General features: G+C 36.6%; 21 protein-coding genes. 8 read left to right on the plus strand and 13 right to left on the minus strand.

Features of this window, described 5'->3' with window-relative positions; genetic code table 11:
• Positions 1–6 precede the first annotated feature (6 nt).
• The 5 genes from QUF99_RS23440 to gerE all read right to left on the minus strand — a co-directional run bounded on the left by QUF99_RS23440 (position 7) and on the right by gerE (position 3,948).
• Positions 7–618 (minus strand): XTP/dITP diphosphatase, encoded by a 612-nt coding sequence (locus QUF99_RS23440; protein ID WP_289373267.1) that lies wholly within the window; start codon positions 616–618, stop codon positions 7–9.
• A 12-nt stretch (positions 619–630) separates the two neighbouring features.
• Positions 631–1,368, minus strand: a complete 738-nt coding sequence (gene rph / locus QUF99_RS23445) for a ribonuclease PH (RefSeq protein WP_289373269.1) — start codon at positions 1,366–1,368, stop codon at positions 631–633.
• A gap of 129 nt (positions 1,369–1,497) precedes the next feature.
• Positions 1,498–2,535: a GerMN domain-containing protein gene (locus tag QUF99_RS23450; RefSeq protein ID WP_289373271.1), complete on the minus strand. Its 1,038-nt coding sequence runs from the start codon at positions 2,533–2,535 to the stop codon at positions 1,498–1,500.
• A 187-nt stretch (positions 2,536–2,722) separates the two neighbouring features.
• Positions 2,723–3,523, minus strand: coding sequence for a glutamate racemase (gene racE, locus QUF99_RS23455; protein ID WP_289374754.1), 801 nt, complete (start codon positions 3,521–3,523; stop codon positions 2,723–2,725).
• A gap of 200 nt (positions 3,524–3,723) precedes the next feature.
• On the minus strand, positions 3,724–3,948 hold the full coding sequence (gene gerE, locus QUF99_RS23460; RefSeq protein WP_000659494.1) for a spore germination transcription factor GerE: 225 nt from the start codon (positions 3,946–3,948) through the stop codon (positions 3,724–3,726).
• A gap of 625 nt (positions 3,949–4,573) precedes the next feature.
• Between gerE and QUF99_RS23465 the strand changes: the two genes are divergently transcribed.
• The 3 genes from QUF99_RS23465 to QUF99_RS23475 all read left to right on the plus strand — a co-directional run bounded on the left by QUF99_RS23465 (position 4,574) and on the right by QUF99_RS23475 (position 8,217).
• Entirely contained in the window at positions 4,574–6,391 is a 1,818-nt protein-coding gene (locus QUF99_RS23465) for an APC family permease (protein ID WP_289373275.1), read from the plus strand.
• A 221-nt stretch (positions 6,392–6,612) separates the two neighbouring features.
• On the plus strand, positions 6,613–6,798 hold the full coding sequence (locus QUF99_RS23470) for a PspC domain-containing protein (protein ID WP_289373276.1): 186 nt from the start codon (positions 6,613–6,615) through the stop codon (positions 6,796–6,798).
• 70 nt (positions 6,799–6,868) lie between these two features.
• Positions 6,869–8,217, plus strand: a protein-coding gene (locus QUF99_RS23475) for an IS3 family transposase (protein WP_289368445.1) whose coding sequence is annotated in 2 segments (ribosomal slippage) — positions 6,869–7,325 and positions 7,325–8,217 — 1,350 coding nt in all. Because the reading frame shifts where the segments join, the coding sequence is not laid out codon by codon here.
• Positions 8,218–8,265: 48 nt separating this feature from the next.
• Here the strand turns inward: QUF99_RS23475 and QUF99_RS23480 are convergent.
• Positions 8,266–8,838: a helix-turn-helix domain-containing protein gene (locus QUF99_RS23480; RefSeq protein WP_289373278.1), complete on the minus strand. Its 573-nt coding sequence runs from the start codon at positions 8,836–8,838 to the stop codon at positions 8,266–8,268.
• Positions 8,839–8,945: 107 nt separating this feature from the next.
• Between QUF99_RS23480 and QUF99_RS23485 the strand changes: the two genes are divergently transcribed.
• On the plus strand, positions 8,946–9,911 hold the full coding sequence (locus QUF99_RS23485; protein WP_289373279.1) for a DMT family transporter: 966 nt from the start codon (positions 8,946–8,948) through the stop codon (positions 9,909–9,911).
• A 316-nt stretch (positions 9,912–10,227) separates the two neighbouring features.
• The gene (locus QUF99_RS23490) at positions 10,228–10,893 is read left to right on the plus strand and encodes an aquaporin (protein WP_289373281.1); all 666 of its coding nucleotides are present in this window, start codon (positions 10,228–10,230) and stop codon (positions 10,891–10,893) included.
• Positions 10,894–10,962: 69 nt separating this feature from the next.
• Here QUF99_RS23490 and QUF99_RS23495 read toward each other — a convergent pair whose 3' ends face one another.
• The 3 genes from QUF99_RS23495 to QUF99_RS23505 form a co-directional block, all read right to left on the minus strand.
• Positions 10,963–11,394 (minus strand): Rrf2 family transcriptional regulator, encoded by a 432-nt coding sequence (locus QUF99_RS23495; protein ID WP_289373283.1) that lies wholly within the window; start codon positions 11,392–11,394, stop codon positions 10,963–10,965.
• A 119-nt stretch (positions 11,395–11,513) separates the two neighbouring features.
• The gene (locus tag QUF99_RS23500) at positions 11,514–12,740 is read right to left on the minus strand and encodes an ABC transporter permease (RefSeq protein ID WP_289373284.1); all 1,227 of its coding nucleotides are present in this window, start codon (positions 12,738–12,740) and stop codon (positions 11,514–11,516) included.
• Between the two features lie 2 nt (positions 12,741–12,742).
• Positions 12,743–13,627, minus strand: a complete 885-nt coding sequence (locus QUF99_RS23505) for an ABC transporter ATP-binding protein (RefSeq protein ID WP_289373286.1) — start codon at positions 13,625–13,627, stop codon at positions 12,743–12,745.
• A 606-nt stretch (positions 13,628–14,233) separates the two neighbouring features.
• On the opposite strand from QUF99_RS23505, the gene QUF99_RS23510 reads away from it, so the two are divergent.
• Both QUF99_RS23510 and QUF99_RS23515 read left to right on the plus strand, forming a co-directional pair.
• Entirely contained in the window at positions 14,234–15,064 is an 831-nt protein-coding gene (locus tag QUF99_RS23510) for a 5'-nucleotidase, lipoprotein e(P4) family (RefSeq protein WP_289373287.1), read from the plus strand.
• 294 nt (positions 15,065–15,358) lie between these two features.
• Positions 15,359–16,138, plus strand: a complete 780-nt coding sequence (locus QUF99_RS23515) for a M15 family metallopeptidase (protein ID WP_289373288.1) — start codon at positions 15,359–15,361, stop codon at positions 16,136–16,138.
• A gap of 36 nt (positions 16,139–16,174) precedes the next feature.
• Here the strand turns inward: QUF99_RS23515 and QUF99_RS23520 are convergent, their stop codons facing one another.
• The 4 genes from QUF99_RS23520 to QUF99_RS23535 all read right to left on the minus strand — a co-directional run bounded on the left by QUF99_RS23520 (position 16,175) and on the right by QUF99_RS23535 (position 19,939).
• Complete coding sequence (locus QUF99_RS23520; protein WP_289373290.1) at positions 16,175–16,621, minus strand: acyl-CoA thioesterase; 447 nt, start codon at positions 16,619–16,621, stop codon at positions 16,175–16,177.
• A 130-nt stretch (positions 16,622–16,751) separates the two neighbouring features.
• Positions 16,752–17,513 (minus strand): succinate dehydrogenase iron-sulfur subunit, encoded by a 762-nt coding sequence (gene sdhB / locus QUF99_RS23525; RefSeq protein ID WP_289373292.1) that lies wholly within the window; start codon positions 17,511–17,513, stop codon positions 16,752–16,754.
• Complete coding sequence (gene sdhA, locus QUF99_RS23530; protein WP_289373293.1) at positions 17,506–19,299, minus strand: succinate dehydrogenase flavoprotein subunit; 1,794 nt, start codon at positions 19,297–19,299, stop codon at positions 17,506–17,508. Before sdhA ends, sdhB begins: the two co-directional genes overlap by 8 nt.
• Positions 19,300–19,312: 13 nt before the next feature.
• Complete coding sequence (locus QUF99_RS23535; RefSeq protein ID WP_286122149.1) at positions 19,313–19,939, minus strand: succinate dehydrogenase cytochrome b558 subunit; 627 nt, start codon at positions 19,937–19,939, stop codon at positions 19,313–19,315.
• A 311-nt stretch (positions 19,940–20,250) separates the two neighbouring features.
• Here QUF99_RS23535 and QUF99_RS23540 point away from each other — a divergent pair, with 311 nt between their 5' ends.
• A complete protein-coding gene (locus QUF99_RS23540) occupies positions 20,251–20,700 on the plus strand; it encodes a YslB family protein (protein ID WP_289373295.1) in 450 nt (149 codons plus the stop codon).
• The last annotated feature ends 7 nt before the right edge of the window (positions 20,701–20,707 follow it).

Here is a 20,707-nt window from a genome sequence, read left to right on the forward strand (position 1 = left end):
TCTCCCTTATTCTTCTCCTAAAAACCATACCGGGATTTTTTCTTCTAACTTACGAAGGGCACGGCCACGATGACTAATTTCATTTTTTTCATCAGAAGATAACTCAGCCATCGTACGTTTGTATTCTTCTACATAAAAAATCGGATCGTAACCAAAGCCATTTTCACCACGAGCCTGTTCTAAGATCTTACCCTCACATGTTCCGTTTACAATAACAGGTTCTTTATCGTCTTCTGGAAAAGCAACCGCTAAGGCGCAATAAAAACGAGCTGTACGTTTCTCCATCAAAACGCCTTCTAATTTTGTTAATACTTTTTGTATATTCGCCTGATCATCTTTTGGTTCACCAGCGTAACGTGCAGAGCGCACACCTGGATTCCCATTTAAAGCATCTATAATGAGACCAGAATCATCAGCAATAACAATTGCATTTAATTGCTTACATAAACTATCCGCTTTTAAAATTGCATTTTCTTCAAATGTTTCACCAGTTTCCTCAGCTTCCTCAATATGAGGAAAATCATGAAGAGATTTTACTTCTAGATCAAATCTCTCAAATAACTCGGCAAATTCACGTACTTTCCCAATATTTTTCGTTGCTACAACGACTTGTTTCATACTTCTTCACCTCTACTCTATGTGAGTTACGATGTCACCTAATGCTTCTTTTTGAATTTCAACAAGCTGTAAAATACCTTGCTCGGCTGCATCTAACAATTCATTTAATTCAGCTCGGCTAAATGTTGCTTCTTCTCCAGTTCCTTGTACTTCAACAAACTGTCCTTTTCCCGTCATAATGACGTTCATATCAACATCAGCTTTGGAATCTTCCGCATAGTTTAAATCTAATACAACACCTTGTTCTTCAACAATTCCAACCGATGTTGCAGCCAAATAGTCTTTTACCGGAATTTTAGATACTTTTCCCGCCGCTAATAACTTTTCAAACGCTAATACCATTGCAACATAAGCGCCTGTAATCGAGGCTGTTCGCGTTCCACCATCTGCTTGAATGACATCACAATCAATCCAAACCGTTCTTTCGCCAAGCGCTTCCAAGTCAACAACAGCACGCAATGCTCGTCCAATTAAACGTTGAATCTCCATTGTACGTCCTGTCACTTTCCCTTTACTAGACTCACGAATCGTACGCTGTTCTGTCGCACGTGGAATCATCGCATATTCCGCCGTTACCCAACCTTTTCCTTCGCCTCTCATAAATGGCGGCACACGTTCTTCAATCGTTGCTGAACAAATTACTTTTGTATCGCCAACTTCAATGAGAACAGAACCTTCTGGATGTTTTAAATAATTTGTATGAAGATGTACATGGCGTAAATCTGCTGCTTGTCTACCATCTACTCGCATAAAATAACCCCCTCGTAATTGCTACTTGTTAGTATAGCCCATTTTAAATTTATGTTATGTATAACAATAGAAGAAGGGGAACAAAAAGCAATTCCCCTTTCTTACATAAGTATATCAAATTATTTACGATTAAAAACTACCTGTATTCACGTTTTGTGGACGAGCAACCGGCTTTGTTAGTTTCTGTCCCTTTTCTGTAACAAGATTTGCTTTCCCATTCACTTCAACTGAGACATTTTTTACACCTTGTTTTTCCGTTAAAGATAGAACGAGGGATTGTAATACGTAATTTGAAATCATATTTTTTTCTTTATTTGCATATATATTTTCATTAAAGTTCAATGTGACCTTTCCATCTTGTAATTTCGGCTCACTTACTAGTTTCACATCAGCATTAAAATCATTTCCTAACGATGCTTTAGACGGTCCTTTCACAAGCTCTTTAACAACTGTTGCTACTTCATTTTCTGTCCCTTCTGCCACACGTCGTGTTACAGGTACATAGTACATTTGCTTATTGCTTTGCGCTAAGAAATATAGTGTTACCGGCTTTGTATTTGTAACATCTGTCACTTGCTCATCATCGAAGTTAATACCATCCGCACGGCTAACTCCTTCACCAATTGGCGTACCATTTACAGGCATTGCCTCTAAATTTTTACCGTTCATTTGAAACTTGACTTGCTTAATATCTTTAAACTGCGTTAGTGTCCACGTTACCGCTTCAACAATTTGACGTTCTTCTTCTTTTTTATAATTTTTAATTTCCTTTGAAAAATCAACAACCGCTGTACCATCTTTTTTCACATCTACTGTCATGTTTGTATTGGCTGGAATAACAGCCCTGAAACCATTTGGCAACATATTTGTCACCGGACCATCCTTCACAAGATATTCCAATGTTTGTTTCACAACAGCATTCCCTTTCGGAACAGGTAATTCTGCCGTCTGCGGCACAACATAACCATTTTTATCAACGAGATATAAATCATATTTCTTTGTTTGCCCTTGCTTTGCAGTTTCTTTCTTCTCACCGTCTGTATATGTGACCTTTTTCGGTGGATCAATTTGTTCCGTTTCCTTTTCCTTATTAAACAAACCGCATCCTGTTAATAAAGCTGCGCTTACTGTAACACAAACAAGCCATTTCAAAGTGGATTTAGGCATACCATTTCCCCCTAAACTCTAAGTTTGTAGTATATGTATACGAGCTTTTTATAGTTTTAGAACAAGCAATGTCAACTTCTCTTCTCAGTGATTTTTTAAACATAATAAAAAAACTCCTGACTTTATTCAGGAGTTTTTACATCTGGTTATTACTCTATAAATTCATTTACTTTATCACTAGAAAACATTACAAACTAATATGCTTTACATTTTCAATTGGTTGTCCGAACCATTTAGAAGCAATTTCTTTAAACAAATCTATTTTTCCCGTTGTTAAGAAAAGATGATCACTTTGTTCTTCACCTTCATTTAACATTTTACTATGGTATAAAATCGTGCTCACTTCACGAGCCGTCTCATCACCAGAACTAATTAATTGCACTTTATCTCCCATTACTCGCTTAATAACTGGACCTAAAATTGGATAATGTGTACACCCTAAAATAAGTGTATCGATTTCAGTTGTTTTTAGTGGTTGCAACGTCTCTCTCACGACTTCATACGCCATTTCACTCTCAAAGTTTCCACTTTCTACAAGCTCAACAAATGGAGGACATGCTAAACTCTCGACCATGACACGATTATTAATTGACTTTAGCGCATCTTCATATGCACCACTTTTTACCGTCCCAATCGTCCCAATAATGCCAACATGGTACGTATTCGTCACTTTTAAAGCAGTACGTGAACCTGGATGAATAACGCCCACTACTGGAATCGGCAATTTCTTTTGCATCTCTTCCAGTACAACTGCTGTTGCAGTATTACAAGCAATCACTAGCATCTTAATATCAAGTGCCAATAAATGCTCCGTCATCTCCCATGTAAATTGACGCACTTCCTCGCGAGAACGTGGACCATACGGACAACGTGCTGTATCTCCTAAATATATAATTCGCTCTTTTGGCAGCTGACGAATTAACTCTTTCGCTACTGTTAATCCTCCTACTCCCGAATCAATGACACCAATCGCTCTATTCAAAACAATCACCTATTTTCTCATTCATAATCTTATTTTGGACATCATTATATCTTACATACTTTAATCCTATTAGATTAAAGCACCTATTTTAATAGATTTTTCACATATGTACCAGCATAGACCAGGACTTTTTTATTTTGCTCCTTTTCTGCGCAATTTGCAAGACAGAAAAATAGCCGATCTTTTATAAAAGATCGGCTCATCTATTATAGTTCGAGTTCTCCCATACGAAGAAGCTCGACAACCGCTTGTGAACGTCCCTTAACCCCTAGCTTTTGCATTGCATTTGATATATGGTTACGTACGGTCTTTTCACTAATAAAAAGTTCACTTGCAATTTCTTTCGTTGTTTTATCTTGAACCAGCAATTCAAATACTTCTCTTTCTCTCTTTGTGAGTAATGGTTTAGATTGATATGCTTTTTCCTTCAACTGGTATAACCCTCCTTGCTTAAGCTAGAGCTGTCCGTGTGTAAGTTGGGTGTTTATTTAGTCAAGATATTGTATGAACAGAATGTGCAGGTGGTGAATGAAAATAGGCTAAATTTCATACGTTATTTAAGATCTGTTTACATTTCAAAACCAGCAAAAACGTATCACTAAATAAAGACTCCCATTTATTACATATTTCCTTGCTAAATATTAGACCTTAATACGTTCATAATAAAGTGAAACTTTAATCAGTGGGGGTTTTCTTCATCCCCCACCTAACTTCTTTGCTTTTTGCTGAACTTTGAGGTGGGGGGTATTACTGCCCGTTAATGCGGAATAAATATAGCTATTCATCTCATATCACTCTTCCTCTTCTACGATGGATACAAAACCAACTTCATTCACAATAGACATCTATCGAAATACGACTGCAAGACCCTTCCGATGTTCGTAAGTATTTACTTCCATCAATAAGGGTCTTCTTTTCTTTCTCCCCTTACAGCACTCCATTTATTACCTCATGTTTTTTAGAAAGATTCATTCTAAAGACGTCCATACTATCAAATAGAAATGTATCCGTAAAACAACAAGCTTTGTATAAAATTTATATGTGGGTGGGGTCATTATGTTTTCAGCATTTAAACGATTTTTAATCGGCAGGCCACTAAAATCAACGGCACTCGGAGAACAAAAGTTAAACAAATTAAAGGCACTCGCTATCCTTTCTTCTGACGCTCTTTCTTCTGTGGCCTACGGAACAGAACAAATTTTAATTGTTCTTGCAGCATTTGGAGCCATTGCCTTTTGGTACTCGATTCCCATTGCAATCGGGGTTCTCATTTTATTAACAGCACTCATTTTATCGTACCGACAAATTATTTATTCTTATCCCCACGGAGGCGGTGCTTATATTGTTTCGAGAACAAATTTAGGCACAAACGCCGGACTCATCGCCGGAGGATCACTGCTCGTTGACTACATTCTTACCGTAGCAGTAAGTGTTTCAGCTGGAACGGATGCCATTACATCCGCCTTTCCGGCTCTGCATTCGTACACAGTTCCTATCGCTGTAGTACTTGTCCTGTTCATTACCATTTTGAATTTGAGAGGCGTGACAGAATCCGCTTCGATTTTAGCATATCCTGTCTATCTCTTTGCGTTCGCACTTGTTGTTTTAATTATTGTAGGTATTTTTAAAATCACTACCGGACAAGCTCCCGCCAATTTGCATACACCGATTGGGACTGTCGTACCTGGCATTACGCTGTTCTTCTTATTAAAAGCATTCTCATCTGGATGTTCTGCCTTAACAGGAGTAGAAGCAATTTCGAATGCAATTCCAAACTTTAAAGAACCAGCTGCGAAAAACGCAGCAAAAACATTAGTTATAATGGGTACGATTCTAGCCGTTTTATTTACCGGCATTACCTTTTTAGCCTACTGGTACGGAATTGCTCCAAAACATAATGAGACTGTTGTTTCTCAAATCGCTTCTGATATATTTGGAAGAAATTTTGTATATTACTTTATTCAAGGAACAACTGCGCTTATTTTAGTGTTAGCTGCCAATACAGGCTTCTCAGCATTTCCGCTTTTAGCATTTAATTTAGCATCAGATAAATACATGCCGCGTATGTATTTAATGCGTGGGGATCGTTTAGGATATTCAAATGGCATTATCACATTAGGTATCAGTTCTATCCTTTTAATCATTGCGTTTCAAGGTAAAACCGAGCAATTAATTCCGTTATATGCAGTCGGTGTATTCATTCCTTTCACTTTGTCACAAACAGGCATGATTATAAAATGGCTCAGAGAAAAGCCACAAGGATGGGTACCAAAATTACTAACAAACTTATTAGGCGCTCTCATCTCGTTAACCGTACTTCTCATTTTTTTCATTACAAAATTTACGCACGTATGGTCCGTTCTTATCTTCCTACCGATCATTGTTTTCATATTCCATCGTATTCATAATCATTATGTTGCGGTAGGCGAACAGCTTCGCATCAATGAAATCACAGAAAAAATGACTGGCAATGTCGTAATTGTGCCTATTGCTGGCATTACAAAAGTAGTGGAACAATCCATCAATTATGCAGAGACGATTGGTGACCAGGTTATCGCCGTTTATGTAGCTTTCGATAAAGAAAGTGAAATGCAGATGCAGGAAAAATGGAAGGAATGGAAACCGCATGTTCGTCTTGTTACATCCATTTCCTCTTACCGAAGTTTAATGCGGCCCATCGCAAAATTAATCACCATTATTCAGCATAAAGCACAAGAAAAAAATTATTTCGTTACTGTACTGATTCCGCAGTTCATTACAAAAAAGAGCTGGCATAACGTTTTACACAATCAATCCAGCGTATTACTCCGCGTATATCTTTTGTATAAGAAAAATGTCATTGTCACTACAGTCCCCTATCGATTTCGAAAATAACAAACATGAAAATATGCACCTAAAAAGAAAAGTGTTCTACTACTTCTTTTTAGGTGCATATTGATTTAAATATCTCTCTTACAAAACTGTAATCTTTCCTCAAAAAAATGTAATATAATTCGATAGTTTCCGCACTTTTTTCCATGTAAGATAAAAATATAAGATATCACCGATACATAGAAATAGACAACATGGTGATTAAACAAGGAGAGGATTCCATCGTGGACAAAAAGTTACGTAAATCAGAAGTAGATAAGGTATTGTTTGGTGTATGCGGTGGTTTAGGAGAATACTTTGGTATAAGCACAAGTATGATTCGTATTCTGTGGGTAATTGCAATTCTATTTTTCGGAACAGGCTTTTTAGCTTATTTTATTTGTATGCTGCTTATGCCTCGTTCGTACTAAAAAAGCACCTGTGCCATGAACTGCACCCCAATTGTTAGACACGACTAACAATTGGAGGTGCAATTTTTTTATGACGAAATACTCTTTAGAAGTCAAATTATCTTCAGTTACCGCTTATCTTAACGGCATAGAATCCTTTAAAGATATAGCTCAAAAACATAGTGTAGATATGACGATGTTAAAAAAATGGGTAGCTAAGTTTCGAAAACATGGATTGGCAGGTCTTCAAAAGACATATACAAATTACTCTGTTGAGTTTAAAATGGACGTACTTAAATTTATAAACGAGATGGGAGCGTCCATCGCAGAAGCCACTACGGTATTTAATATTCCTACTTCTAGCACTGTGTGGAAGTGGAAACATTTATTTGAAACACAAGGGATTGACGCTCTTCAACCAAAGGAAAAGGGGCGTCCACCTATGAAAAAGAAGCCAGAGAACAATCAACAAGTAGAAGGATCAGAAGAAGCATTAAAAGCGGAAATTGAGAGATTACGTATGGAGAATGCGTATTTAAAAAAGTTACATGCCTTAATTCAAGAAAAGGAAAAGTCACAGAACAAGACAAAGCGCAAATAATTTATGAGTTGAGGCACGAATTTAAAGTCATTGACTTAGTAAAAGTCGCTGATATTCCGCGCAGTACCTATTATTACTGGGTGAAACGAATGGATCGCCCAGATAAATATCACGAAGTGAAAGAAATGATCCAACAGATTTTTCATAAGCACCAAGGTCGATATGGCTATCGTCGTATTACGTGGACATTACGCAATCAAGGTATCATATTAAATCACAAAACAGTTCGTCGCTTAATGAGCGAAATGAATTTAAAATCTCTTGTCCGTATGAAGAAGTATCGCTCATATCGTGGGAAAGTTGGTAATATTGCACCAAACATACTAAAACGTGATTTTGGAGCAACGAAACCAAATGAGAAATGGGTTACAGATGTGACAGAATTTCACATACATGGTGAGAAGTTATATTTATCCCCGATACTTGATTTATATAATGGTGAAATTATTGCGTATAACGTAGAGAAACGTCCTGTTTACCCATTAGTCTCAAAGATGTTGGATAAGGCTTTTCAACAATTAAAAGATGGTGAATTTCCTATCCTCCACTCGGATCAGGGATGGCACTATCAAATGAAGGAATACCAACATGTATTGAAAGAAAAAGGAATTACACAAAGTATGTCTCGTAAAGGGAATTGTTTAGATAACGCAGTCATCGAAAATTTCTTTGGCTTATTAAAGTCTGAATTACTCTACTTACAAGAGTTCGAAAGCATGGAACATTTTAAATTAGAATTAGAAAAATATATTCACTACTACAATAATGACCGAATTAAAACAAAATTAAAAGGAATGAGCCCTGTACAATACAGAACGCATTCCTCATTAGCTGCTTAAAATATGTGTCTAACTTTTTGGGTTCACTTCAGCCACCCGGTGCCTTTTTTATGCTAAATATTTCATTGTTAAATGTAAGACGGCAACTTCGTCTCCGTTATTTGTGTAGCTATGCTTTTTATTTGCCTCAAATTGCATCGAATCGAATTCGTTTAATTCGTATACATCGTCTTCAACCTGAATAGACACTTGTCCTCTCATGACTGTCACTAATTCAATCGCTCCTTCATGGTGAGGCTCTGGTTTATATTTACTTTTTGGCTGCAAACAAGCTCGATGCATTTCCATACCAGTTTCTTTCGTATACCGAAACATCGTTTCTAATCGCCATGCTTGTCCTTCATCAACAGTAAACCTTTCGCCACATCTTGAAATGGTTACAGTTTCTCCTACAACCATAAGCCTCGATAATGGAATCGACAATCCTTTCGTGATTTTCCAAATCACACCTAATGTTGGATTCGTTTCACCTCTTTCAATTTTTCCTAACGTTAATTTACTAACACCTGTCTTTTTAGCCAATTCTTCTAAACTTAGCTTTTGTTCATTTCGAATTTGTCGTAACAGCTGACCAACTTGTTGAATTACTTCTTTCGTTTGCATATCTTCTTTTTCCCTCATCCTTTAGAAAAACCACCTTAAAGTATAAAATAATTTACTTTTATTTATTTTTAGTATAGCATAATATACATTATCATCTCATTTTTTGAAAGGAGTGCTCACTCGTTATGCGTGCAATTTTATTAGGTCTTTTATCATCGGCCTTTTTCTCTGCTACATTTATTATTAACAGAGCAATGAATGTGTCTGGAACAAGCTGGGCTTGGACCGCTTCCTTCCGCTTTTTATTCGCGTTGCCTATTTTATTCCTTATCGTTCTATTCCGCAAAAATCTTGGGCCTTTATGGTCAGAAATGCGAAAACATCCTTTTGCTTGGTTAGGATGGGGCTCATTAGCAGGCATCGGGTTTTATTCTTTATTAAGCTTTGCCGCAGTTTTTAATCCAGCTTGGCTTGTTGCAGGTACGTGGCAAATTACAATATTAGCTGGTTTGCTATTATCTCCATTATTTTTTATTACAATTGAAACAAAAACAGGATCAAAACGTGTCCGCGGAAAAATTCCATTTCGTAGTTTATTTGTCTCACTTTTCATTTTAATTGGGGTTATTTGTATGCAAGCAACAGAGGCTGGTCATATTACAGTCGCTCAATTTTTATCTGGTTTTCTTCCCGTTGTCATCGCAGCTTTCTTATATCCTTTTGGCAATCGAAAAATGATGGAAGTCGCCAGCGGACGTCTTGATACATTTCAGCGTGTATTAGGGATGGCGATTGGCAGTCTTCCAATTGCCATTATTCTTGCGATATACGGTTGGTCAACAACAGGAATTCCAACCTCAGGACAAATGCTACAAGGATTTTTATTAGCATTATGTTCAGGAGTCATCGCTACAATGACATTTTTCTTCGCAACAGACTTATCAAAAAACAACCTTGCCTTATTAGGTGCAGTGGAAGCAACACAAGCTGGGACGATGATATTTACTGTTCTTGGTGAAATTATCTTCTTAAACGGTTCATTTCCTGCTGGATTATCTCTCATTGGTATGATAATTATTATGGCTGGGATGGTCGCAAACAGCATTTTAAATCGATCAGTTTCCATCGCTAAACAAAAGAAAACGGCATAATACAGTGTAATGTTCTTCAGTAGGATTTTCTTCATTCCCACTGATTATTAGCCCTCATCAATCGGGCCTTTACTGGAAATTCACCCCACTCCTAACTTCTTTACTTTCAGCAGAGGGATTACTGCCCGTTCATACAAGGATAGACAAAAAGCATGATTCTCCTTCAAGAATCACGCTTTTTCTATTTTATTGGCAATGTATATAGCTAAATCTTTATATTATATCTTATCAGAATAATTTTTTATTTATAGTTCTAATTGGCAACACATAATTATATGATATAATACGCTTCGTGTGTATTTCAAGGAGGTAAATTATGTTAAAAAAAGCAATTTCTGAATTTATTGGTACATTTGTACTAGTATTATTCGGAACTGGAACAGCTGTTTTAGGCGGCGGAATTGAAGGAATTGGAATTTTAGGAATTGCTATGGCCTTTGGGTTATCAATTGTTGCTATGGCCTATAGTATTGGAACGATTTCTGGATGTCACGTAAATCCAGCAGTATCAATTGCCATGTTCGTAAATAAACGAATGAATGCTATGGAACTTAGCTATTATTTATTAGCTCAAGTGTTAGGTGCTACTTTAGGAACTGCAACGTTAGTAACAATCTTAAAATCATCTAAACTATCTTTAAATAATTTAGGACAAAATAGTTTTGGAAATCTTGGTTTATCTGGTTCTTTTTTAGTTGAATTTATTTTAACGTTTGTTTTTGTTTTAGTGATTATCGTAGTAACAGGAAAAAATGGTAACGCATCTTTAGCTGGACTAGTAATTGGTTTTACATTAGTTTTAGTTCACTTATTAGGTATTCCATTAACAGGAACTTCTGTTAACCCTGCACGTAGCTTAGCACCAGCTTTATTCGCTGGCGGAGAAGCTGTATCTCAATTATGGGTCTTTATCGCTGCACCGCTTCTTGGTGGTATTATTGCCGCTCTTGTAGGAAAATTCGTATTAAATACAGAAAAATAGAATTTGCAATCTTATTATTAGAAAACAGCAAAAAAGAAGCGAGCCTTTTTAAATAGGGCTCGCTTCTTTTTATTTTTGAATTTTCGCTTCTAAATTTGTAACAAGCTGTTCGACTGTTACATTCGCAAGTACATTTTCCATCGCTTCTTGCGCTTGCATTAAAATGATTTCTAGTACCGATTGAATGTTAGATCCAACTGGACATTCAATATTTGGATTCTCATGGAAAGAGAATAGATGCCCTTCTTCTACCACTTTCACTGCTTTATATACATCAAGTAATGTAATTTCATCTAATCCACGAGCAAGTGACGTACCACCTTTTCCGGCTTGTACATCAACGAGTTTTGCTCTCTTTAACATTCCTGTAATGCGGCGAATCACAACCGGGTTTGTATTCACACTACCCGCAATCCATTCAGAGGTACAGCGAGAGTTTTTATCTATCGCAAGTAACGTTAACATATGAACACCTACTGTAAAACGGCTACTAATTCCCATCTGTATGCCCCTCCTTTACGTTCATTCTATCTAAAGACGATACTTTCTATTATATACTATTTCTTCTTCGTACATAAAGAAAAAGCATGATTTCCCTTAGAAAACCATACTTCTCACTACTATTGACGCTTTATAAATTTCGCTAAATCTTTAAATTTCACTTTATCAGAGTAATTCATCACGCCATTTACGTAAATACGGCTTGTAACAACGTTTAGAATACCAATCGTTACTAGTAAAATGGCTAACGTGATACTAATTTCTAAAGCACTCGCTTCACCAGCTACAATACGTGAAAATGTGACCATTGGAGTAAAGAATGGGATATACGAACTAATAACAACGATAGTACTATTTGGATCACCTAATGATTTTATACTAATGAAAAATGCAGCCATAATTAAAATCATTACAGGGAAGGAAACGGCTTGTAAATCCTCTGTTTTGGACACAACTGCTCCAGCAGCTGCATACATCATTGCATATAATAAATATCCTGTAACAAAATAGATTAGGAACATACTGATCACTTTTACATCTAATTTTGTAAAATCAATTGGAACTCCAAATAATGAAGCATTCTCTAAATTTACCCATCCCAATACATATGGAATGAGATAACCGCATGCCAATATAACGATCTGTAATAAAGCTGTTGAAACAACTGCTAAAATTTTAGCATACATCATCGTAAGCGGTTTTACTTTTGGAAGCATCACTTCCATAACACGAGATGCCTTTTCAGACGCGATGTTCATCGCAATTGCGTTTCCAAACCCGATAATAAACATGTACAGTGCGAATGTAAAGAAGTATGCAATGCCGAAAGAAGTCGTACGATCTTTTATTGCTTCTTGTTTCACCGGAATATCGATTTGTAATTGTTGCGCTATGTCCAGTGAAACATTATTTTTCGCAATCGTCACTTCTGTATATTGCTGCTTCAAATAACTCGCCATAATTGTAGAAGTTGTTTGACTTGGGAAACCATTATACATATACGTCACTTCTGGAATCCCATTCTTATCCGTCACATGAAATAAACCGTCTAACTCTCCTTCTTCGACTTGCTTACGTAACTTATCAAACTCGGATTTTTCACCTACCGTTGCTTTCGCTGATGGGAGTAACTTATTTAACTCATCTTCTTGCACCTTATATGTAGAACTCTCCATTACTACTGCAACCTTATCTTCATCCTCACTTTTATCTCCATCAGAAGTAAAATGATTAAAAGCAAAAATTCCAAACACAACTAAAAATAAAATCCCACTCGTAATCAATGATTTTTTAGAAAGAAATGATTCCCTAAAATAAAATGAAAATACATGAGTAAATTTACGCATTGTTATTTCGCCCTTTCTACAAAAATTTCGTTTAATGTCGGTTCTAACATTTTAAATTGACGTAAATGCACGCCTTGTTTTTGTAACTTTTGTAAAATGGCTAAGGCTTCTGTATCATCATGAACTTTTATGTAAAGAAGACCAATATTTTTTTCATATGAAATTTTCAAGGCTTGCAAAGCATGTTCATTTTCTAATTCATCTTCAATTGTTAAATTACGAAAACCATATTCTTTTTTAATATCACTTAAATGCCCTTCGACAACGGCTTCCCCTTTCTTCAAAATACAAACATGCTGACAAAAGGCTTCGATTTGTTCCATACGGTGACTTGATAAAATAATTGTTTTTCCTTTTTGCACTTGTTCTTCAATAATATTCGCGAGCATACCAGCATTTACAGGATCCAATCCGCTAAACGGCTCATCTAAAATAAGTAGTTCTGGATCGTGAAGGAGTGCTGCAATTAATTGGATTTTTTGCTGGTTTCCTTTCGACAGTTCTCCTGCCGTTTTATACTTATATTCTGGAATTGCTAATTTATCTAACCAATGATCAATTGCTCGGTCCACTTCTTTTTTTGTCATTCCTTCTAATCTTCCAAAATAGCGAAGCTGATCGATGACTCTACTTTTTGTGTATAATCCTCTTTCTTCTGGAAGATACCCAATTGTTACACCACTCTGAAAGATTGCTTTTCCGTCCCACGTAATCGACCCTTCATTAGGAGTTAATAAACCGAGTAACATTTTTATAGTTGTCGTTTTCCCGGCTCCATTTCGCCCAAGTAGTCCTAGTACTTCACCTTTTGGTAATGAAATTTGCAATTGATTGACTGCTTTTGATTCACCGAATATTTTCGTTAAGTTTTGAATTTGTAAACTCAAGTACAAGCCCTCCGCTTCTTATTGATTCTTTCAATCTTCTAAATGGTATGTTGAATAAAAACAAATTATATATAAATATAAATTAAAAAACCGACATAAACCCCTTCTTTTTAGGTGGGAGAGAGCATCCGGCCATGCATAGAAGCGGTCAGATTCTTTTCCTGCCCCAGACACAGTGAAAACAAAGAGAGAAAACGAGTGCAGGTCACCTTTTGTTATCCACAGCCGCGGCTTATATGTCGAAAAATCAAAATGGATTTATATAGCAAATATAAAAATTAATCTTTATATTAAGATTAATTAATTTTTATAAATCTATATCTCTGACGTACAACCTATCCTCCGTTGTTTCATTCCCAAACCATCATTTGTTTGATTTAGTTAAAATTGTAAATAACAAAATGTATTTTGTCAATTATAATTGTCATACTGACAAAATACATTGTCAATATTCCATTACATTTTATCTTACTTTTCATTATCGTATTGGGTATACTACTTCCTATATAAATAATAATATGCAAAAATACATATAAAAAAACCATTTAAAACATTACATTTTAATATATAATTATAATTGATTTACTTACATCAAGGAGGGTACATATGAAGAAGAAAAGGGGTATTACCACTTTATTGTCTGTAGCAGTTCTTTCTACATCACTTGTAGCATGTTCAGGAACAACTGAGAAAACAGTGGCAAAAGAAGAAAAAATAAAATTAACAGACCAGCAGTTGATGGCCGACTTATGGTATCAAACAGCTGGTGAAACAAAAGCATTGTACTATCAAGGCTATAACATCGGTCAATTAAAACTCGATGCTGCTCTTGCAAAAGGTACAAGTAAAAAACCAGCAATTGTACTAGACTTAGATGAAACTGTTTTAGATAACAGCCCTCACCAAGCTATGACTGTAAAAGAAGGAAAGGGCTATCCTTATAAATGGGATGAGTGGATTAATAAAGCAGAAGCAGCAGCTCTTCCTGGCGCAATTGATTTCTTAAAATATACAGAGTCTAAAGGTGTAGACATTTATTACGTTTCGAACCGTAAAACAAATCAATTAGATGCAACAATTAAAAACCTTGAGCGCGTCGGTGCTCCGCAAGCAACGAAAGACCATATTTTACTACAAGATCCGAAAGAAAAAGGGAAAGAAAAACGTCGTGAACTCGTTTCACAGTCACATGATATCGTCCTATTCTTCGGTGACAACTTATCTGACTTCACTGGCTTTGATGGAAAATCTGTAAAAAATCGCAATCAAACAGTTGAAGAAACAAAAGCACAATTTGGTGATAAATTTATCATTTTCCCTAATCCAATGTATGGAGATTGGGAAGGTGCTTTATATGATTACAACTTTAAAAGATCTGATGCAGAAAAAGATAAAATTCGCAAAGATAACTTAAAATCATTTGAAGTAAATAAATAAATGTTGAAAAATAAAGGATGGTATATACCATCCTTTATTTTTATCCCCATTTCCTGATTCCCTTACATTCATTTATAGACATATACAAACAATATAAAGTGAAACTTTAATCGGTGGGGTTTTACTGCTCATTCATTCATGCATGATAAATAAAAATGGCAAAATAGTACAATTTCTGACAATTTCTTTGCAATTCTATTACGTTATGACTCTTATATTTCTTTTTATAGTTGCTAGACTTATAATGAAAAAGATTGGACAAATACCAGGAAAGGATTGAGAGGACACAGTTCTATGAAAAAAATAATTATTATTTCTGTAGCCACTGCTGCAATTGGCATTACAACTTTCGCTTATTTTGGCTCAAGTTCTTCACTACATAATGAAGCGAAAGCTGTAGAAACACCCAAACATGCTGGACATCCGAAGGAATCGATGCCATCATTTCCAAAGGCAAATCATACTGCAAAAAAAATAGATGAGAATTTTTCTCTTGTTAATAATCCAGATTCACCACTTGTATTAGTAAATAAACATCGTAAATTACCAGATGGCTATACACCAGACGATTTAACTAGACCAAACGTACCATTTACAAGTCCAAAAGATAAAGAAAAAACATTACTTCGTAAAGATGCTGCAGACGCTCTCGAAAAGATGTTCCAAGCAGCAAAAGAGCAAGGTCTAGAACTTACAGCTGTATCAGGTTATCGCTCTTATAAGCGCCAACAGTCATTACATAATACGTACATCAAACGTCAAGGAAAAGCTGAAGCTGATTCAGTTAGTGCAGTTCCTGGAACAAGCGAGCATCAAACAGGCCTTGCAATGGATATTAGTTCTAAATCAGCCAAATTTCAATTAGAACCTATCTTCGGGGAAACTGAGGAAGGAAAATGGGTAGCAAGAAATGCTCATGAATTTGGCTTCGTCATTCGTTATTTAGAGGATAAAACGGATATGACAGAATATGCATATGAACCATGGCATCTTCGCTATGTTGGCAATCCATATGCTACATACTTACATAAACATCACCTGACATTAGAAGAAGCAATGGGTGCAGAAAAATAAGAGAGCGAGATGCTCTCTTATTTTTCTTATGTCCAATTATTGTAATAACTTTTGTTTCCATTCTTCGAGCCAAGGTACCCCTTTTCCCGTCTTCTTCGATGCCTGTACCATTGCTCCACGCCCGACTAGACAAACTTCTCCCGCTTCATTTTTGACCATATAGTGTAAATCTAAAGAAGAGTTCCCAACTGTTTCAGCTTTTACATATACCTTTAAGTGTTCATCAAAGAAAATTTGCTTTAAAAAATTACATTGGAGATCAGCAACGACAATCATCGTCTCGGACGCTTTATGTGTCCATTCTTGCATAAAGCCAAGCTCTTTAAAAAATTCAATACGTGCTTCTTCAAAATATGTAAAAGCAACACCATTATTCATATGCCCAAACATATCCGTTTCACCAAAGCGAACCTTAACAGGAATATAAAATGAAAAACTACTTTCCCATTTCTCAAAGTCTTCAATGTAAGAAATCTTCTTCATAATCTTCTCTCCCTTTCTTCCTTTTTAATAAATAGCGTACTCCTGAACTCAAGTTTCGCAATAAACAAAAAATTAAGATAATAAAATTCTATATAAATATTGCCTCTTCGCATCGAAGAGGCAATATAGATTAATAGTTATTGTCGCTACCAAAGAAGTCTTTAAATGATTGAATCGTTGTATCACGGTTTAATGCTGCAATTGATGTTGTTAACGGAATACCTTTTGGACAAGATTGCACACAGTTTTGTGAGTTACCACAGTTTGCAAGGCCACCATCACCCATAATCGCACGTAAGCGATCTGCTTTATGCATTTCACCAGTTGGATGTGAATTGAACAAACGAGCTTGTGAAAGCGGCGCTGGTCCAATAAAGTCCGATTTGCTGTTTACGTTCGGGCATGATTCTAAACAAACACCACAGGTCATACATTTTGAAAGTTCATATGCCCATTGACGCTTTTTCTCTGGCATTCTTGGTCCTGGTCCTAAATCATAAGTACCATCAATTGGAATCCAAGCTTTAACACGTTTTAAAGCATTAAACATACGACTACGATCAACTTGTAAATCACGTACGACTGGGAATGTCTTCATCGGTTTTAAACGAACAGGTTGTTCTAATTTATCGATAAGTGCTGTACATGATTGACGCGGTTTACCGTTAATTACCATAGAACAAGCACCACATACTTCTTCCAAACAGTTCATATCCCACGCAACAGGAGTTGTATCATTTCCTTTTGCATCAACAGGATTACGACGAATTTCCATAAGAGCCGAAATAATATTCATATTTGGACGATATGGAATTTCAAATTCTTGATCAAACGGTTGTGCATCTGGTCCATCTTGTCTCGTAATGATGAGGCGGATTGTTTTCTCAGACATGTTGCTTATCCCCCTTCTCTTCACCCTTAGCAGCTACATCATGTTTTGATGAATAATCGCGCTTACGTGGTTTGATTAATGAAATATCAACGTCTTCATAATGGAATGCTGGCGCATGTTCTGCTCCCTCAAATTTCGCCATTGTTGTTTTTAAGAAGTTGTCATCATCACGATTTGGGAATTCTGGTTTATAATGTGCACCGCGACTTTCATTACGGTTATATGCACCAATTGTAATAACGCGCGCCAATTGAAGCATATTTGAAAGTTGACGTGTAAACGAAGCGCCTTGGTTACTCCATTTTGCTGTATCGTTAATGTTAATATGTTTATAACGCTCGATCAACTCTTCAATTTTTGCATCTGTTTCTAATAACTTTTTATTTTCACGAACTACGGTTACGTTGTCTGTCATCCATTCTCCAAGCTCTTTATGAAGAACATATGCATTTTCATTACCATCTAACGTTAAAATATTGTTAAATTTCTCTGTTTCGATTAATTCATTTTGCTCATATAGAGCAGATGAAACAGCATCAGATGATTTTGAAAGACCTTTCATATATTCAATTGCATTTGGTCCCGCTACCATACCACCGTAAATCGCTGATAATAATGAGTTAGCACCTAGTCGGTTACCACCGTGCATAGAGTAATCACACTCACCTGCTGCAAACAACCCTGGAATACTTGTCATTTGCTTATAGTCAACCCATAGTCCACCCATTGAATAGTGAACTGCAGGGAAGATTTTCATCGGTAGTTTACGAGGATCGTCACCTGTGAATTTTTCATAGATTTCAATGATTCCGCCAAGCTTAATATCTAGTTCTTTCGGATCTTTATGAGAAAGATCTAGATATACCATGTTTTCACCATTAATACCTAATTTTTGTTCTACGCACACGTCAAAGATTTCACGCGTTGCGATATCACGAGGTACAAGGTTTCCGTATGCAGGATATTTTTCTTCTAAGAAGTACCATGGCTTACCGTCTTTATACGTCCAAACGCGTCCACCTTCACCACGTGCTGATTCACTCATCAGACGTAATTTATCGTCCCCAGGAATTGCAGTTGGGTGAATTTGAATGAACTCACCATTCGCATAATATGCACCTTGTTGATATACAGCAGATGCTGCTGTACCTGTATTAATAATAGAGTTTGTTGATTTTCCAAAGATGATACCAGGGCCCCCTGTTGCCATAATCACGGCATCAGCTTGGAAACTTTTAATCTCCATAGATTGTAAGTCTTGCGCAACGATTCCGCGGCATACACCCTCATCATCGATAACAGCACGTAAGAAATCCCAACCTTCATATTTCGTTACAAGTCCTGCTACTTCATGACGACGTACTTGCTCATCTAATGCGTACAATAATTGTTGACCAGTTGTCGCACCAGCAAATGCTGTACGGTGATGCTGTGTTCCCCCGAAGCGACGGAAATCAAGAAGTCCTTCTTCTGTACGGTTGAACATAACACCCATGCGGTCCATTAAATGAATAATACCAGGCGCTGCGTCACACATCGCTTTAACCGGCGGTTGGTTCGCTAAGAAGTCACCACCATAAATTGTATCGTCAAAGTGGATCCATGGAGAATCCCCTTCACCTTTCGTATTTACGGCACCGTTAATACCACCTTGTGCGCATACAGAGTGAGAACGTTTCACCGGTACTAAGGAGAATAGTTCCACGTTTACCCCTGCTTCTGCTGCCTTAATCGTTGCCATTAAGCCGGCTAAGCCACCGCCGACTACTATAAGTTTCCCTTTCATGCTCTCCCACTCCTTACTGATTTGCTAGCTGTGGATCGATGAACGCTAGTAATGCACTCACACCTACATAAGATAAACCTAAGAAAATAGCTAATGTTACATAAGTAGAGATACGTTGTGAACGTGGCGATACTGTAATTCCCCAGCTAATGCAGAATGTCCATAGGCCATTAGCAAAGTGGAAAATTGTCGATACAACCCCAACTAAATAGAAGCCAAACATAGCTGGATTGCTTAAAATATCTGCCATCATATCATAATTTACCTGTGTTCCTAATGCGGCTTGAATACGTGTTTGCCAGACGTGCCAAGCTAAGAAAATGAGCGTGAACACACCTGTGAAACGCTGCAAGACGAACATCCAGTTACGGAAGTAACTGTAAGATTTCGCATTGTTTTTTGCTGTAAACGCAATATATAAACCATATATAGCATGGTACAGCAACGGTAAAAAGATGACAAAGATTTCTAGCGCATACCGGAATGGAAGGAGCTCCATAAAATGAGCAGCTTTGTTAAAAGCCTCCGCTCCCCTTGTTGCAAAGTTGTTTACTACTAAATGCTGCATCATAAAGACACCAACCGGGATGACTCCCATTAATGAGTGCCACTTTCGAAAAGTATACTCGCGGCCTTTCATGTCCCCATTACCCCCCTTGAATATTTAACTGCTGCTTCCAGTATTAGTTTATAGCAATAACGTTTTCTCACTATTGCTATAAGAGAAACTGAAAAAATTATTCGAAATATTTCAGCATAATTTGATAACAAATTCATTTTACTCCTATTTTTGTCGAAGCGTCAAGAAAACGTATACATAATTTGTACATAATTTGCATAGAATTTACGTATTCTTTTTTTCTTCCTATATATTAGGTTTTTCCAAAGAAAGTTCTGTTTTTATAAATGAGAAATGTTATATAATAATCCCTATAGAAAGAGGGGAATATTGTGAACAAACATACAATTGACATGACACCTTTACAAGACATTTCATTGAACGCCTTCGCTTATGAATTGTTGCGTGAAGAATTACTCCCAGATTTAATCGGTAGCGAATTAGATGCCATTTTATACTGGGCCGGTAGAAATTTAGCACGAAAATATCCGCTAAATACAATTGAAGAAGTCATTCACTTTTTTGAAAAGGCTGGCTGGGGCAGTTTAAGCATCATAGAGCATAAACGCCGTGAAATGCACTTTCACCTAACAAGCCCGCTCATTACAGAGCGACAAAAGCAAAAGAGACATTCTTCTTACCAGTTAGAAACTGGCTTTGTTGCAGAGCAAATTCAAAAACAACGAAACGTTGTTGCAGAATCATATGAAGAACAAAAGAAACGTTCAGATTCTATTACATTTCTTGTGAAATGGGACGTGAAAGATCCTGTCGAGGTATAGGATGCAC

Source organism: Bacillus sp. DX4.1 (assembly GCF_030348195.1).
Classification (GTDB): Bacteria; Bacillota; Bacilli; order Bacillales; family Bacillaceae_G; genus Bacillus_A.

Bases quoted from the DNA above. Each gene is read 5' to 3' on its own strand.
- QUF99_RS23500 (WP_289373284.1), bottom strand. From the start codon at position 12,740: ATGCGTAAATTTACTCATGTATTTTCATTTTATTTTAGGGAATCATTT.
- sdhA (WP_289373293.1), bottom strand. From the start codon at position 19,299: ATGAAAGGGAAACTTATAGTAGTCGGCGGTGGCTTAGCCGGCTTAATG.
- QUF99_RS23535 (WP_286122149.1), bottom strand. From the start codon at position 19,939: ATGAAAGGCCGCGAGTATACTTTTCGAAAGTGGCACTCATTAATGGGA.
- QUF99_RS23485 (WP_289373279.1), top strand. From the start codon at position 8,946: ATGCGTGCAATTTTATTAGGTCTTTTATCATCGGCCTTTTTCTCTGCT.
- QUF99_RS23480 (WP_289373278.1), bottom strand. From the start codon at position 8,838: ATGAGGGAAAAAGAAGATATGCAAACGAAAGAAGTAATTCAACAAGTT.
- QUF99_RS23450 (WP_289373271.1), bottom strand. From the start codon at position 2,535: ATGCCTAAATCCACTTTGAAATGGCTTGTTTGTGTTACAGTAAGCGCA.
- QUF99_RS23510 (WP_289373287.1), top strand. From the start codon at position 14,234: ATGAAGAAGAAAAGGGGTATTACCACTTTATTGTCTGTAGCAGTTCTT.
- rph (WP_289373269.1), bottom strand. From the start codon at position 1,368: ATGCGAGTAGATGGTAGACAAGCAGCAGATTTACGCCATGTACATCTT.
- QUF99_RS23520 (WP_289373290.1), bottom strand. From the start codon at position 16,621: ATGAAGAAGATTTCTTACATTGAAGACTTTGAGAAATGGGAAAGTAGT.
- sdhB (WP_289373292.1), bottom strand. From the start codon at position 17,513: ATGTCTGAGAAAACAATCCGCCTCATCATTACGAGACAAGATGGACCA.
- QUF99_RS23440 (WP_289373267.1), bottom strand. From the start codon at position 618: ATGAAACAAGTCGTTGTAGCAACGAAAAATATTGGGAAAGTACGTGAA.
- QUF99_RS23495 (WP_289373283.1), bottom strand. From the start codon at position 11,394: ATGGGAATTAGTAGCCGTTTTACAGTAGGTGTTCATATGTTAACGTTA.
- QUF99_RS23465 (WP_289373275.1), top strand. From the start codon at position 4,574: ATGTTTTCAGCATTTAAACGATTTTTAATCGGCAGGCCACTAAAATCA.
- QUF99_RS23515 (WP_289373288.1), top strand. From the start codon at position 15,359: ATGAAAAAAATAATTATTATTTCTGTAGCCACTGCTGCAATTGGCATT.
- QUF99_RS23490 (WP_289373281.1), top strand. From the start codon at position 10,228: ATGTTAAAAAAAGCAATTTCTGAATTTATTGGTACATTTGTACTAGTA.